This window comes from Pseudomonas fluorescens (assembly GCF_004683905.1).
Taxonomy (GTDB): domain Bacteria; phylum Pseudomonadota; class Gammaproteobacteria; order Pseudomonadales; family Pseudomonadaceae; genus Aquipseudomonas; species Aquipseudomonas putida_A.
Window position 1 is genome coordinate 6,013,841 of sequence record NZ_CP038438.1, and the last position, 14,312, is coordinate 6,028,152.

Sequence of the window (14,312 nt, forward strand, 5' to 3'; positions counted from 1 at the left end):
CCGCGGATCAATGTGGGAGCGAGCTTGCTCGCGAAGGGGCCCTTAAGACCGCCAAAAGCTTCGCGAGCAAGCTCGCTCCCACAGGGTTCGCGCCGTCCTTAGCTATCCAGCGCTTTGTATTTTTCGCGCAGGTGGTTACGAATCCACACCGCCGACAGGTTCAACGTAGCGATCACCAGCACCAGCAGCAGCGCCGTGGCGTACACCAGTGGTCGTGCCGCTTCGACGTTCGGGCTCTGGAAGCCGACGTCATAGATGTGGAAGCCCAGGTGCATGATCTTCTGGTCCAGGTGCAGGTATGGGTAGTTGCCGTCCACCGGCAGCGACGGCGCCAGCTTCACCACACCCACCAGCATCAGCGGCGCCACTTCACCGGCGGCGCGGGCCACGGCGAGGATCATGCCGGTCATCATCGCCGGGCTGGCCATAGGCAGGACGATCTTCCACAGCGTTTCCGCCTTGGTCGCGCCCAGCGCCAGCGAGCCTTCACGGACGGTGCGCGGGATACGCGCCAGACCTTCCTCGGTCGCCACGATCACCACCGGCACCGCCAGCAGCGCCAGGGTCAGCGAGGCCCAGAGCAGACCCGGAGTACCGAACGTCGGCGCCGGCAGTGCTTCGGGGAAGAACAAACGGTCGACCGAACCACCCAGCACGTAGACGAAGAAGCCCAGACCGAATACGCCGTAGACGATCGCCGGAACGCCGGCGAGGTTGTTCACGGCGATGCGGATGATCCGGGTCAGGGCGTTCTGCTTGGCGTATTCACGCAGGTAGACCGCCGCCAGCACGCCGAACGGAGTCACGATCATCGCCATGATCAGGGTCATCATCACCGTGCCGAAAATCGCCGGGAAGATCCCGCCTTCGGTGTTCGCTTCACGCGGATCGTCGGAAAGGAATTCCCAGACCTTGCTGAAGTAGAAACCGATCTTGGTCATCGTGCCCATGGCATTCGGCTGATAGGCGTGAACCACTTTGCCCAGGCTGATTTCGATCTCTTTGCCGTTGGCATCGCGGGCAGTCAGCGCGTCGCGGTTGAACTGCGCATGCAGATCGCTCAGACGCGCTTCGATGTCCTGATAACGCGCGTTCAGCTCGGCACGCTCGGCGTCCATGTCCGCTTGCGCGGTGGCGTCGAGCTTGCCGTCCAGTTCCAGTTTGCGCCCGTGCAGACGGATGCGTTCCAGCCCTGCGTTGATCGCACCGATGTCGGTCTTTTCCAGCGATTTGAGTTGTGCAGCAAGGCCGTTCACACGGTTGATCCGCGCTTGCAGCTCAGGCCAGGCCGCTTCGCCTTCGGCGATCACCTTGCCGTCCTGTTTGACGTTGACCAGGTAGCCGTAGAAGTTGCCCCACTCGCGACGCTCGATCGCCATCAGTTCCGGCGGCGTGGTCTGCTTGGTCAGCCACTCGCCGACCACCCAGGTGAAGTCGTTGCCGTTCAGGTCACGGTTGCCGACCTTGATCAGCTCGCGGGTCATGAATTCCGGGCCCTGATCAGGCACCGGCAGGCCGGCGCTTTTCAGGCGTGCGCGCGGTACTTCTTCTTTCTGTACCACTTCGCCGATGACCAGATGATTGGCCTGGCCAGGTACGTCGTAGCTGGCGTGGATCAGGTCCGCCGGCCAGAAGTGACCCAGACCGCGCACGGCAATCACCGCCAGCAGGCCAATGGTCATGATGACCGCGATGGACACCGCGCCACCGCTGATCCAGACGCCCGGGGCGCCGCTCTTGAACCATCCATTCAGGGAGTTCTGTTTCACAGACTTCTACCTTTCTTAAAGCGACGAGTATTTCTTGCGCAGACGCTGACGAATCAGTTCTGCCAGGGTGTTCATGACGAAGGTGAACAACAGCAGCACCAGCGCCGAGAGGAACAGCACGCGGTAGTGGCTGCCGCCGACTTCCGACTCGGGCATTTCCACCGCGACGTTGGCGGCCAGGGTGCGCAGGCCTTCGAACAGGTTCATTTCCATGACCGGGGTGTTACCCGTGGCCATCAGCACGATCATGGTTTCGCCGACCGCACGGCCCATGCCGATCATCAGTGCGGAGAAGATGCCCGGGCTGGCGGTGAGGATCACCACGCGGGTCATGGTCTGCCACGGCGTGGCACCGAGCGCCAGGGAACCGAGGGTCAGGCCACGCGGCACACTGAACACGGCATCTTCGGCAATCGAGTAGATGTTCGGGATCACCGCAAAACCCATCGCCAGACCGACTACCAGAGCGTTGCGCTGGTCGTAGGTGATGCCCAGGTCGTGGGAGATCCACATGCGCATGTCACCGCCGAAGAACCAGTTCTCCATGTACGGACTCATGTACAGCGACAGCCAACCGACAAACAGGATCACCGGAATCAACAGCGCACTTTCCCAGCCATCCGGGACTTTCAGGCGGATCGACTCAGGCAGACGACTGAAGGTGAAGCCGGCGACCAGAATGCCGATCGGCAACAGCATCAGCAGGCTGAAGATGCCCGGCAGATGCCCTTCCACATACGGGGCGAGGAACAGACCGGCGAAGAAACCGAGGATTACCGTCGGCATCGCTTCCATCAGCTCGATCACCGGTTTGACCTTGCGGCGCATGCCCGGGGCCATGAAGTACGCGGTGTAGATCGCTGCGGCAACCGCCAGCGGCGCAGCCAGCAGCATGGCGTAGAACGCCGCCTTCAGGGTGCCGAAGGTCAGTGGCGACAGGCTCAGTTTCGGTTCGAAATCGGTGTTGGCGGCGGTCGATTGCCAGACGTATTTAGGTTCGTCGTAGTTCTCGTACCAGACCTTGCTCCACAACGCGCTCCACGACACTTCCGGGTGCGGGTTGTCGAGCAGCAGCGGTTGCAGCTTGCCGCCGGCCTCGACGATCACCCGGTTGGCGCGTGGCGACAGGCCGAACAGGCCCTGGCCTTCGGCAACCGGCTCGACCAGCAGGGTGCGGTGCGCGGTGCTGTGGAACACGCCGAGCTTGCCGCTGGCATCGAGGGCCACGAAGCCCTTGCGACGCTCTTCGGCGGTAATTTCAACAATCGGCGTGGTGCCCATCTGGAAGGTACGGATCTGCTTCAGGCGCAGCTCGCCATCGGTATCGCGAGCCATGAACCACTGGGCCAGGCCACCCTTGGAATCACCGATGATCAGCGAGATGCCGCCCACCAGTTGCGTGCTCGCGGTGACTTCGGCGTCAGCGTTTTCCAGCAGCTTGTAGCGACCGTTGAGGCTCTTGTCGCGCAAGCTGAACACGTCGGCCTGGGCACGCCCGTTGACCACGTACAGCCATTGCTGGCGCGGGTCGACGAAGATGTTTTTCACCGGTTCAGTCATCTGCGGCAGCTCGATACGCTTCTGCTCGTTGGTGACTTCGCCGGTCATCATGTTTTCTTCGCTGGTCAGCGCCAGCACATTGAGTTGCGAACCGGTAGAACCGACCAGCATCAGCGTCGAATCGGTGGCGTTGAGGCTGACGTGCTCCAGCGCACCGCCGCCCTCGTTCACCGCGATCGGCGCTTCGCCATACGGGTATTCGATGGCCGGGGTGATGGTTTTCTTGCCATCGGGGTAGCTGACTTTATAGGTGTGACGGAACACCAGCGCCTGGCCGTTGGACAGGCCCACGGCTACCAGCGGATGACCTGGCTGGTCTTCGCCAATGGAAGTTACGGTAGCGCCGGCAGGCACCGGCAGATCGACGCGCTTCAATTCAGCGCCACTGTCGATGTCGAAGAACAGCGCCTGGCCCTTGTCGGAAACGCGCATCGCCACCTGATTCTGCTCTTCGAGCGAAATCATCAGCGGCTTGCCGGCGTCCTGCATCCAGGCTGGGGTAATGGCATCTTTCGCGGTCAGACTGGCACCCTGGAACAACGGTGCAACGACGTAGGCGAGGAAGAAGAAGATCAGGGTGATGGCTGCCAGCACCGCCAGACCGCCAACGAGGACGTACCAACGGGTGAAGCGATCCTTGAGCGCGCGAATGCGGCGCTTGCGTTGCAGCTCAGGCGTATTGAAATCAATGCGCTTGGGAGGGGAAGTCGTAGTCATTGGGGAATTGGCCAGATCATTCATGCGCTCACCCTAGCGATCCTGTATGACAGAAAGATGACAGTGCAGTGACGCAGCAAATCCACCACCAGCGGGTACTGGAGGAGGATCAGAGAATTCGAAGAATCTGTGGGAGCGGGCTTGCTCGCGAAAGCGCTTATTCAGTCAACGAAGATGCCGAATCTGAAGGCCTCTTCGCGAGCAAGCCCGCTCCCACAGTGGAGTCCGAAGGGTATTTACTACGGACTCAGTTTGTTACTTTTTTGCGACTTCAGCGCCGCCTTCCTGCAGACCCAGGTCAGCCAGTGCTTTTGCAGCAACCTTGGCCGGCAGTGGGATGTAGCCGTCTTTCACCACAACTTCCTGGCCCTGTTTGGACAGAACCAGTTTCACGAACTCGGCTTCCAGCGGGGCCAGAGGCTTGTTCGGGGCCTTGTTCACGTAAACGTAGAGGAAGCGCGACAGCGGGTACTTGCCGTTCAGGGCGTTTTCTTCGGTGTCTTCGATGAAGTCAGTGCTGCCTTTCTTCGACAGAGCAACGGTCTTCACGCTGGCAGTCTTGTAGCCGATGCCCGAGTAACCGATGCCGTTCAGCGAGGAGCTGATCGACTGCACAACCGACGCCGAGCCTGGTTGTTCGTTGACGTTAGGTTTGTAGTCGCCTTTGCACAAGGCTTCTTCTTTGAAGTAGCCGTAGGTGCCGGATACCGAGTTACGACCGAACAGTTGCACTGGCTTGTTGGCCAGGTCGCCGGTCACACCCAGGTCGCCCCAGGTTTTCACGTCGGCTTTGGCGCCGCACAGACGGGTGGACGAGAAGATCGCGTCAACCTGTTCCATGGTCAGGTGCTGGATCGGGTTGTCCTTGTGCACGAACACCGCCAGGGCGTCCACGGCCACCGGGATAGCGGTTGGCTTGTAGCCGTATTTCTGTTCGAAGGCCGCCAGTTCGGTGTCCTTCATCTTGCGGCTCATCGGGCCGAGGTTGGAGGTGCCTTCAGTCAGCGCAGGTGGCGCGGTGGCGGAGCCAGCGGCCTGAATCTGGATGTTTACGTTCGGGTATTCTTTCTTGTAGTTCTCAGCCCACAGGGTCATGAGGTTGGCCAGAGTGTCGGAACCAACGCTGGACAAGTTGCCCGATACACCGGTGACCTTGGTGTAAGCCGGAATTGCCGGGTCAACGCCAGCGGCTACCGCGTGGGCAGTCGCAACGCCAGCAGCGACAAAAGTCATTGCCGCCATCAAACGCTTCAGTTTCATGCCTTACTCCTAGCAGATAGGGTGTGTTAAGTCGGGGCCAAGTATCAGCAGGCCGTGTGAACACTCTATGGCTGAAATATGACAATTGGATGAAAGGCCAGTATCGGGGTTTTGCAGGATGATTCGAAGATCTCAGAGAACAACACAGAACTAATGTGGGAGCGGGCTTGCTCGCGAAGAGGCCGTGTCAGCCTATTCATATGCAGACTGACACAACGCATTCGCGAGCAAGCCCGCTCCCACAGGTGAAAATTTTCAGCGCCCCTTTTTCCAGAGCCACGCCCCCACCAGAATCCCCATCGTGCACAGCACCGCCACATAGTAAGCCGGGCCCATCGCACTCTCTTTAAGCAGCAGGCTGACCACCATCGGCGTCAGGCCACCGAAGATCGCGTACGCCACGTTGTACGAGAACGACAATCCGCTGAAGCGCACCACCGGCGGGAATGCCTTGACCATCACGTACGGCACCGCACCGATGGTGCCGACCAGCAGACCGGTCAGCGCATACAGCGGGAACAGCCAGTTCGGGTGATCGGCGAGGCTGTGATAGAAGGTCCAGGAACTGATCAGCAAGCCCAGCGAACCAAAGACAAACACCCGGCCGGCGCCGAGACGGTCGGCCAGAGCACCGGAGATGATGCAACCGACGCTGAGGAACACGATCGCCAGGCTGTTGGATTGCAGCGCCACTGTCGCTGAGAAGTGATAGACCGTCTGCAGCACGGTCGGGGTCATCAGGATCACCACGACAATCCCGGCGGACAGCAGCCAGGTCAGCAGCATCGAGACCGCAATCGCCCCGCGATGGTCACGCAGTACCGCACGCAGCGGTACTTCTTCGGCGAGCGCCTTGCGCAGTTGCAGCTCGGCGAACACCGGGGTTTCATGCAGCCAGCGGCGCAGGTACACCGAGAACAGACCGAACACGCCTCCGAGCAGGAACGGGATCCGCCAGGCGTAATCGGCGACTTCCCCCGGGGTATAAATGCTGTTGATCGCCGTGGCGACCAATGAGCCGAGCAGGATGCCGGCGGTCAGGCCGCTGGTCAGGGTGCCGCAGGCGTAGCCGATGTGCTTTTGCGGCACGTGTTCGGAAACGAAGACCCACGCCCCCGGCACTTCCCCGCCAATCGCCGCGCCCTGGATAACTCGCATCAACAACAGCAGGATCGGCGCCCACATACCGATCTGCGCGTAGGTCGGCAGCAGGCCCATGATCAGGGTCGGCACGGCCATCATGAAAATGCTCAGGGTGAACATCTTCTTGCGCCCCAGCAGGTCGCCGAAGTGCGCCATGACGATGCCGCCCAGCGGCCGCGCAAGGTAACCGGCGGCGAAAATGCCGAAGGTCTGCATCAGGCGCAGCCACTCGGGCATGTCGGCCGGGAAGAACAGCTTGCCGACCACGGTGGCGAAGAACACGAAGATGATGAAATCGTAAAACTCCAGCGCACCGCCCAGGGCCGATAGCGACAGAGTCTTGTAGTCATTGCGGGTCAGGGGGCGTGCAGGTTGCTCGGGCTGCGCGAGGCTCGAAGGCGCTGTGGTCATGGCAAGGGCTTCTCTTATAGGCGGATCTACCGCCACAACAACGCTGGCTGTGGCTTGGGCAGGTTCGGCACCATAGCAAATTGTTCGAAAAAGCACATAGAGGCGCGTATTTGCCGGTCAAAATCAGAACCCGATGGTCGTCGCGGAGTCTACCGACCGATATACTCGCAACCTTGCTCCGGTTTGTAGGGGGTTGCTGTGCGAAAACGTCGTTGGCCCGACCTTTGAACGGGATCAGCCGGTTTCGCAGAGTTTCCCCTTTAGGCGCCTATGGAAAACGTGACGAACGCAGTATGTTCGGTGCTGAATCGTTTTTCCTGAAGACGGCTACCACCAGCAATACCAACGAAGAGTCACGGGTCAGAGGCACCCCCGGCATGATAGAGCTCGAACAAGAAGATCCGATCCCGCAAGGCGACCTGGCCTTGCAAATTACCGCACTCCCGCGCGAAACCAACGGCTTTGGCGATATTTTCGGCGGCTGGCTGGTGGCGCAGATGGATCTGGCGGGTACCGCAATGGCCAGCCGCGTGGCCGGTGGTCGCGTAGCCACTGTCGCCATCGACCGCATGGCCTTCCTGGTGCCGGTCGCGGTGGGCGCGCAATTGTCCTTTTATACCCAGACCCTGGAAATCGGCCGCAGCTCGATCCAGATGATGGTCGAAGTGTGGAGCGACGATCCGCTGTCCAGCGAGTGGCGTAAAGTGACCGAGGCGGTATTCGTCTTCGTCGCCATCGACGGCAGCGGTCGCACCCGCTCAGTGCCACCGCGCGCGCGTTAAACATCGCCGCGGTTTTGCGGTCGATAGTCGTCCCAAGTGTCTGATCGAGAGTTGCCCCATGAACACGCCCAACGTTGAAGCGGTGAAACTGGATGAACTGAACTGCTGGCGCATCCGCCACGGTCAGGCCGAAGTGCTGGTGGCCCAGCAAGGCGCGCACATCCTCAGTTATCAAATCGACGGCCAGCCGCCGATCATCTGGCTCAACGACAAGGCTGTGTTCAAGACCGGCAAGAGCATCCGTGCCGGTGTGCCGGTGTGCTGGCCGTGGTTCGGCAAGTTCGAACGCAACCCGCAGAGCGTGCAGGCCATGTATACCGGTGAGCAACCGGCACCCGCGCACGGTCTGGTGCGGGCGATGGATTGGGAGCTGGGCGGCATCGAATCAGAGGCTGACGGCGTCAAGGTTGAATTCAGGCTGCCCTACCCCGAAGGTGGCCTGCCGGGCTGGCCGCATCAGGTCGATCTGACCCTGACCCTGCATCTGAGTGATCAGTTGCACATCAGCCTGACCAGCCACAATCGGGGTGTCGAAACCGTCAGCATCAGCCAGGCGCTGCACACTTATTTCGCGGTCAGTGATGTGCGTAACGTGCACGTCGAGGGTGTTGAAGGGCTGAATTACATCGAGACTCTGGACAACTGGAACACCCACCGCCAGCAAGGCGAACTGCGCTTTACCGGGGAAACCGACCGCATCTACCTCGACGCGCCAGCGCAACTGAGCATCGTCGATCCGACCTGGGAACGACGCATCGTACTGAGCGCCAGCGGCTCACGCACGGCAGTGATCTGGAACCCGTGGATCGACCGCGCGGCAGCACTGGCCGACATGGACAACGATGGCTGGCAGCGCATGCTGTGCATCGAGACGGCGAATGTGATGGATGATGTGGTCACGCTGGGCTCGGGTGCGAGCCATACCATGGGCGTCAGCATCGGCAGCAAACCGCTCTGACCAACACCGCAATATCGATGTGGGTGAAAGCCTTTGTGGTGAGGGGATTTATCCCCGATGGCCTGCGGAGCAGGCCCCTGCCCCTGATTCAAAGCGGGGGTCGCTTCGCAACCCATCGGGGATAAATCCCCTCGCTACAATTGTTCAGATGTTAGAGATCAGACTCCTGCACCACCCGCACTTTGTCAGCTTCCAGCGCATACGCCGCATCGGCCAGGTCATTGCTGACCTTCTCGATCTTCAGCGTGCCGGTTACCCACAGCGGCGTGTAGATGTCATCCAGCTTCAAACCCTTGGGATAACGCACCAGCACCAGTTGATTCGGTGGTGGCGGTGGCACGTGGATGCAGGCGCCAGGGTACGGCACGAGGAAGAACAGCGTGCTGCGGCCCTTGGCGTCGGATTCCAGCGGCACCGGGTAGCCACCGATGCGGATGTGCTTGTCGTTCATCGACGCCACGGTCTTGGTCGAATACATCACCGCCGGCAGGCCTTTAGCCTGTTTCATCCCGCCCTTCTCGGTGAAGGTGCCGGTGGCTTCCGGGGAGTTGTGGTCGATTTCGGGCATGGCCTCGAGGGCTTTCTGGTCCGACTTGGGCATCAGTTCCAGCCAGTCGGTTTCCGGCAGTTCGCCGGCGTGGGCCAGACCGCTGCCCAGCAAAAGAAGAGTCAACAGAAGACGGCGCATGGAGGTGCTCGGTAAAAGATGCTCGGATAAAGGAAGGACGTTAAATCGCCGAGCATTCTAGCCCTCCCTGCCACGTTGGCAGAGAGGACTTGGTCGCTTGGATCAGTTCTTTTTGATCAGGCCGTAGATCACCAGCAGCACGATCGCGCCGACCAGTGCACCGATGAAGCCTGCGCCCTGACCTGCCTGATAGATACCCAGGGCCTGGCCGCCGTAAGTGGCCGCCAGCGAACCGCCGATACCGAGCAGGATGGTCATGATCCAGCCCATGCTGTCATCGCCCGGTTTGAGGAAGCGTGCCAGCAGGCCGACGATCAAGCCGATAAAGATGGTTCCGATAATTCCCATGGCATTTCCCTCTGATTTGGTAGATATGCCAAAGCCTAGTCAGACTTTGGCATCCTGCCATGAGAGAACGGCGGCTCCCGAAGGTTCCGCCGTTGCCACATGAAACTGTTTACTCGGCGATAAGCGCTTCGACCTTGACGATCTGTGCTTGCAGCGTGGCCATGTCGGCGCAGCGCAGGTTGGCGTGACCGACCTTGCGCCCGGCCTTGAAGGCTTTGCCGTAGTGGTGCAGATGGCAATCTTCGATGGCGATCACTTTCTCTACCGGCGGAACCACGCCGATGAAGTTGAGCATCGCGCTCTCGCCGACCTTGGCGGTCGAACCCAGCGGCAGGCCGGCCACGGCGCGCAGGTGGTTTTCGAACTGGCTGCACTCGGCGCCTTCGGTGGTCCAGTGCCCGGAGTTGTGCACGCGCGGGGCGATCTCGTTGGCCTTGAGGCCACCGTCGACTTCAAAGAACTCGAACGCCATCACGCCGACGTAATCCAGCTGCTTGAGCACACGGCTGGAGTAGTCTTCGGCCAACGCCTGCAGCGGGTGATCGGTGCTGGCCACCGACAGCTTGAGGATGCCGCTGTCGTGGGTGTTGTGCACCAGTGGATAGAACTTGGTTTCACCATCACGGGCACGCACGGCGATCAGCGAAACTTCGCCGGTGAACGGCACGAAGCCTTCCAGCAGGCAGGCAACGCTGCCCAGCTCGGCGAACGTACCCACCACGTCTTTCGGCTTGCGCAGGACTTTCTGACCCTTGCCGTCGTAACCCAGGGTGCGGGTTTTCAGCACGGCCGGCAGACCGATGGCAGCCACGGCGGCGTCCAGGTCGGCTTGCGATTGAATGTCGGCGAAGGCCGGGGTCGGGATGCCCAGCTCCTTGAACATGCTCTTCTCGAACCAGCGGTCGCGAGCGATGCGCAGGGCTTCGGCGCTCGGATAGACCGGGACGAATTGCGAGAGGAACGCCACGGTTTCGGCCGGGACGCTTTCGAACTCGAAGGTCACCAGATCGACTTCATCGGCCAATTGACGCAGGTGATCCTGATCGCCGTAATCGGCCCGCAGGTGTTCGCCCAGTGTCGCGGCGCAAGCGTCCGGCGCAGGGTCGAGGAAAGCGAAGTTCATGCCCAGCGGAGTGCCCGCCAGCGCCAACATGCGGCCCAACTGGCCGCCACCGATTACACCGATCTTCATCTCAACAACCTCAGGCAATACGTGGGTCTGGATTGTCCAGGACGCTGTCTGTCTGCTCGGCACGGAAGGTTTTCAGTACCGCGTGGAACTGTGGATGCTTGGCGCCGAGAATGCTCGCCGAGAGCAGCGCGGCGTTGATCGCGCCGGCCTTGCCGATGGCCAGGGTGGCAACCGGAATGCCCGCCGGCATCTGCACGATCGACAGCAGCGAATCGACGCCCGAGAGCATCGACGACTGCACCGGAACGCCCAGTACCGGCAGGTGGGTCTTGGCCGCACACATGCCTGGCAGGTGGGCTGCGCCACCGGCACCGGCGATGATCACCTCGATGCCGCGGCCCTCAGCCTCTTCGGCGTACTGGAACAGCAGATCCGGGGTGCGGTGGGCAGAAACCACCTTGACCTCGTACGGGATGCCGAGCTTTTCCAGCATATCGGCGGTGTGGCTAAGGGTGGACCAATCGGACTTGGAGCCCATGATCACGCCAACCAGTGCACTCATCGTCGCGCCTCTTCTCTCTGGGCGCCCGCAGGCGCGTCAAAAACAACAAGCCACGCAGGATTGCGTGGCTTGATTGTACGAAAAATGGCCGGACGTACCGGCCGAAGGCCGCGCAGTATACCGCAAAGAAAGCAATAAACAGCCCCCGAAACGACCATCTGTCAAATCAGCCAAAGGCCCGGTTTTATTGACTTGAAGGTCAGCGACAGAACACCGCAAATCCGCCCTGTGGGAGCGGGCTTGCTCGCGAAGGCGTCAGGTCAGATACATGAATCTCGACTGACACACCGTATTCGCGAGCAAGCCCGCTCCCACAATTGGATCTGCGATGGTTCAGGAAGCCTGTGCAGCGCCGCCTTCAAGCTTGCGCCACAGCAACCGCACGTTGGCCTTGCGCACCAGTGCGCAGCGATACAGGCGAATCTCCAGCGGCACGTGCCATTGCGGGCCGCCGCAGACAACAAGTTCGCCACGGGCCAGCTCTGCGCGCACACTCAACTGCGGCACCCAGGCGATGCCGAGCCCCTCCAGGGCCATGCTCTTGAGGCTGTCGGCCATGGCGGTTTCATAGATGGTGGTGAAACGCAGCTGACGCTGGCGCAACAAACCATTCACCGAACGCCCGAGAAACGCCCCGGCGCTGTACGCCAACAGCGGCACACTGGCCTCGCCTTCCAGATCGAACAGCGGTTTGCCATCGGCATCGGCTGCGCACACCGGGAGCATTTCAGTCTGGCCCAAGTGCAACGACGGGAAAATTTCCGGGTCCATCTGCATCGCCGCGTCCGGGTCGTAGAACGCCAACATCAGGTCGCAGCCACCCTCGCGCAGCGCATGCACCGCATCGCCGACGTTGGTCGCCACCAATCTCGTCGCTATGTTCAGCCCTTCGTTGCGCAGTTGTGCGATCCAGCGCGGAAAGAAGCCCAGTGCCAGCGAGTGCGCCGCCGCGACCTGGATCACTTCGCCCTGCCCGCCTTCGAGGTGATGCAGATGACGCAGCACTTCACCGAGCTGTTCGACCACGGTGCGCGCGGTCACCAGAAACAGCTGCCCGGCCGCCGTCAGCTCGATCGGCGTGCGCGAGCGGTTGACCAGTGTCAGCCCAAGCGCCGCTTCGAGGCTGCGGATCCGCCGACTGAACGCCGGCTGGGTCACGAAGCGTCGTTCGGCCGCCTGCGAGAAGCTGCGGGTGGCGGCCAGAGCACTGAAGTCCTCGAGCCATTTGCTTTCCAGATTCATCACGCCCTCCCGGGAACGCACCAAAACAGGTCACACGTCTGCCGCGCAGGCGGCGTCACACGGGCATTATGCCGAATGTGCATAGGCCAGTGTTTAACAGCATTGGCCCAAAAAATCCCACAAGCCTAGCATTCGCAGCGTTCCGGCACAGACCGGGTCCATATCGAGATGATTTCTATCATGTCCTCCGCTGCATCTTTCCGCACAGAAAACGACCTGCTTGGCGCCCTCGAAGTACCGGCTCAAGCGTATTACGGCATCCAGACCCTGCGAGCGGTGAACAACTTCCGTCTCTCCGGCGTTCCGATTTCGCATTACCCGAAACTGGTTGTCGGTCTGGCGATGGTCAAACAGGCCGCCGCTGACGCCAACCGTGAGTTGGGTCATCTGAGCGAAGCCAAGCACGCTGCCATCAGCGAAGCCTGTGCCCGATTGATCCGCGGTGATTTCCACGAAGAATTCGTGGTCGACATGATTCAAGGTGGCGCCGGTACGTCAACCAACATGAACGCCAACGAAGTGATCGCCAACATTGCGCTCGAAGCAATGGGTCACCAGAAAGGCGAGTACCAGTACCTGCACCCGAACGACGACGTCAACATGGCGCAGTCGACCAACGACGCCTACCCGACCGCGATCCGCCTGGGTCTGCTGCTGGGTCACGACGCGCTGCTGGCCAGCCTCGACAGCCTGATTCAGGCCTTCGCGGCCAAGGGCAAAGAATTCGATCACGTCCTGAAAATGGGCCGTACCCAGCTGCAAGACGCCGTACCGATGACTTTGGGTCAAGAATTCCGTGCCTTCGCCACCACCATGGGCGAAGACCTGGCCCGTCTGAAGACGCTGGCCCCGGAACTGCTGACTGAAGTGAACCTGGGCGGCACCGCGATCGGCACCGGCATCAACGCCGACCCGCGCTATCAAGCGCTGGCCGTACAACGCCTGGCACTGATCAGCGGTCAGCCGCTGGTGCCCGCCGCCGACCTGATCGAAGCTACCTCCGACATGGGCGCCTTCGTGCTGTTCTCCGGCATGCTCAAGCGCACCGCGGTCAAGCTGTCGAAGATCTGCAACGACCTGCGCCTGCTGTCCAGCGGCCCGCGCACCGGCATCAACGAAATCAACCTGCCAGCGCGTCAGCCAGGCAGCTCGATCATGCCCGGCAAGGTCAACCCGGTGATTCCGGAAGCCGTTAACCAGGTGGCCTTCCAGGTCATCGGTAACGATCTGGCGCTGACCATGGCAGCCGAAGGCGGCCAACTGCAGCTGAACGTGATGGAGCCGCTGATCGCGTTCAAGATCCTCGACTCGATCCGTCTGCTGCAACGCGCCATGGACATGCTGCGCGAGCACTGCATCGTCGGCATCACCGCCAACGAAGCCCGCTGCCGCGAACTGGTCGAACACTCGATCGGTCTGGTCACCGCGCTGAACCCGTACATCGGCTACAAAAACGCCACCCGCATCGCCCGTATCGCCCTTGAAAGCGGCCGCGGCGTGCTGGAACTGGTGCGCGAAGAAGGCCTGCTCGACGAAGCCATGCTCGCTGACATCCTGCGCCCGGAAAACATGATTGCCCCGCGTCTGGTTCCGCTCAAAGCCTGAGCCGACGCGTTACTTGTAGCACCGCTCACCAGGTCGAGGGACTAGACACCTCTCACCTTTTGAGGGCTTGGGGATCAGTCCCCAAGCCCTTTTTTTTAACTTTCCGACCCTGAGACCCGTATGTCTGGGGATTGC

General features: G+C 61.1%; 12 protein-coding genes. 3 read left to right on the forward strand and 9 right to left on the reverse strand.

All coding sequences use genetic code 11. The features are described 5' to 3' along the window. Positions 1-98: 98 nt before the first annotated feature. The 4 genes from pstA to E4T63_RS27940 all read right to left on the reverse strand — a co-directional run bounded on the left by pstA (position 99) and on the right by E4T63_RS27940 (position 6,860). Complete coding sequence (gene pstA, locus E4T63_RS27920; protein ID WP_007962288.1) at positions 99-1,769, reverse strand: phosphate ABC transporter permease PstA; 1,671 nt, start codon at positions 1,767-1,769, stop codon at positions 99-101. Between the two features lie 15 nt (positions 1,770-1,784). Beyond that, positions 1,785-3,818 carry an ABC transporter permease subunit gene (locus E4T63_RS27925; RefSeq protein WP_193774904.1) on the reverse strand — a complete coding sequence of 678 codons (2,034 nt, stop codon included), beginning with the start codon at positions 3,816-3,818 and terminating at the stop codon, positions 1,785-1,787. Positions 3,819-4,301: 483 nt separating this feature from the next. Continuing rightward, on the reverse strand, positions 4,302-5,306 hold the full coding sequence (locus tag E4T63_RS27935; protein ID WP_086792482.1) for a phosphate ABC transporter substrate-binding protein PstS: 1,005 nt from the start codon (positions 5,304-5,306) through the stop codon (positions 4,302-4,304). Positions 5,307-5,561: 255 nt separating this feature from the next. Further along, the gene (locus tag E4T63_RS27940; protein ID WP_135296858.1) at positions 5,562-6,860 is read right to left on the reverse strand and encodes an MFS transporter; all 1,299 of its coding nucleotides are present in this window, start codon (positions 6,858-6,860) and stop codon (positions 5,562-5,564) included. A gap of 377 nt (positions 6,861-7,237) precedes the next feature. On the opposite strand from E4T63_RS27940, the gene E4T63_RS27945 reads away from it, so the two are divergent. Continuing rightward, positions 7,238-7,642, forward strand: coding sequence for an acyl-CoA thioesterase (locus E4T63_RS27945; RefSeq protein WP_003229628.1), 405 nt, complete (start codon positions 7,238-7,240; stop codon positions 7,640-7,642). Between the two features lie 58 nt (positions 7,643-7,700). After that, positions 7,701-8,600 (forward strand): D-hexose-6-phosphate mutarotase, encoded by a 900-nt coding sequence (locus E4T63_RS27950; RefSeq protein ID WP_135296859.1) that lies wholly within the window; start codon positions 7,701-7,703, stop codon positions 8,598-8,600. A gap of 151 nt (positions 8,601-8,751) precedes the next feature. Here the strand turns inward: E4T63_RS27950 and E4T63_RS27955 are convergent, their stop codons facing one another. The 5 genes from E4T63_RS27955 to E4T63_RS27975 form a co-directional block, all read right to left on the reverse strand. Then, positions 8,752-9,288, reverse strand: coding sequence for a DUF3299 domain-containing protein (locus tag E4T63_RS27955; protein WP_027610367.1), 537 nt, complete (start codon positions 9,286-9,288; stop codon positions 8,752-8,754). Between the two features lie 102 nt (positions 9,289-9,390). Beyond that, positions 9,391-9,636, reverse strand: coding sequence for a GlsB/YeaQ/YmgE family stress response membrane protein (locus E4T63_RS27960; RefSeq protein WP_003229635.1), 246 nt, complete (start codon positions 9,634-9,636; stop codon positions 9,391-9,393). Between the two features lie 109 nt (positions 9,637-9,745). Continuing rightward, positions 9,746-10,828 carry a 5-(carboxyamino)imidazole ribonucleotide synthase gene (locus E4T63_RS27965; protein WP_135296860.1) on the reverse strand — a complete coding sequence of 361 codons (1,083 nt, stop codon included), beginning with the start codon at positions 10,826-10,828 and terminating at the stop codon, positions 9,746-9,748. A gap of 10 nt (positions 10,829-10,838) precedes the next feature. Beyond that, positions 10,839-11,330: a 5-(carboxyamino)imidazole ribonucleotide mutase gene (gene purE, locus E4T63_RS27970; RefSeq protein ID WP_003229641.1), complete on the reverse strand. Its 492-nt coding sequence runs from the start codon at positions 11,328-11,330 to the stop codon at positions 10,839-10,841. 333 nt (positions 11,331-11,663) lie between these two features. Further along, entirely contained in the window at positions 11,664-12,572 is a 909-nt protein-coding gene (locus E4T63_RS27975; protein ID WP_096795416.1) for a LysR substrate-binding domain-containing protein, read from the reverse strand. 180 nt (positions 12,573-12,752) lie between these two features. On the opposite strand from E4T63_RS27975, the gene aspA reads away from it, so the two are divergent. Then, a complete protein-coding gene (aspA, locus tag E4T63_RS27980; protein WP_027610364.1) occupies positions 12,753-14,177 on the forward strand; it encodes an aspartate ammonia-lyase in 1,425 nt (474 codons plus the stop codon). Positions 14,178-14,312 lie beyond the last annotated feature (135 nt).

What these genes read in the sequence shown, in the direction of transcription:
- E4T63_RS27925 (WP_193774904.1), bottom strand. Translation starts at nt 3,818, where the DNA reads ATGCAGGACGCCGGCAAGCCGCTGATGATTTCGCTCGAAGAGCAGAAT.
- E4T63_RS27935 (WP_086792482.1), bottom strand. Translation starts at nt 5,306, where the DNA reads ATGAAACTGAAGCGTTTGATGGCGGCAATGACTTTTGTCGCTGCTGGC.
- E4T63_RS27940 (WP_135296858.1), bottom strand. Translation starts at nt 6,860, where the DNA reads ATGACCACAGCGCCTTCGAGCCTCGCGCAGCCCGAGCAACCTGCACGC.
- E4T63_RS27945 (WP_003229628.1), top strand. Translation starts at nt 7,238, where the DNA reads ATGATAGAGCTCGAACAAGAAGATCCGATCCCGCAAGGCGACCTGGCC.
- E4T63_RS27950 (WP_135296859.1), top strand. Translation starts at nt 7,701, where the DNA reads ATGAACACGCCCAACGTTGAAGCGGTGAAACTGGATGAACTGAACTGC.
- E4T63_RS27955 (WP_027610367.1), bottom strand. Translation starts at nt 9,288, where the DNA reads ATGCGCCGTCTTCTGTTGACTCTTCTTTTGCTGGGCAGCGGTCTGGCC.
- E4T63_RS27960 (WP_003229635.1), bottom strand. Translation starts at nt 9,636, where the DNA reads ATGGGAATTATCGGAACCATCTTTATCGGCTTGATCGTCGGCCTGCTG.
- E4T63_RS27965 (WP_135296860.1), bottom strand. Translation starts at nt 10,828, where the DNA reads ATGAAGATCGGTGTAATCGGTGGCGGCCAGTTGGGCCGCATGTTGGCG.
- purE (WP_003229641.1), bottom strand. Translation starts at nt 11,330, where the DNA reads ATGAGTGCACTGGTTGGCGTGATCATGGGCTCCAAGTCCGATTGGTCC.
- E4T63_RS27975 (WP_096795416.1), bottom strand. Translation starts at nt 12,572, where the DNA reads ATGAATCTGGAAAGCAAATGGCTCGAGGACTTCAGTGCTCTGGCCGCC.
- aspA (WP_027610364.1), top strand. Translation starts at nt 12,753, where the DNA reads ATGTCCTCCGCTGCATCTTTCCGCACAGAAAACGACCTGCTTGGCGCC.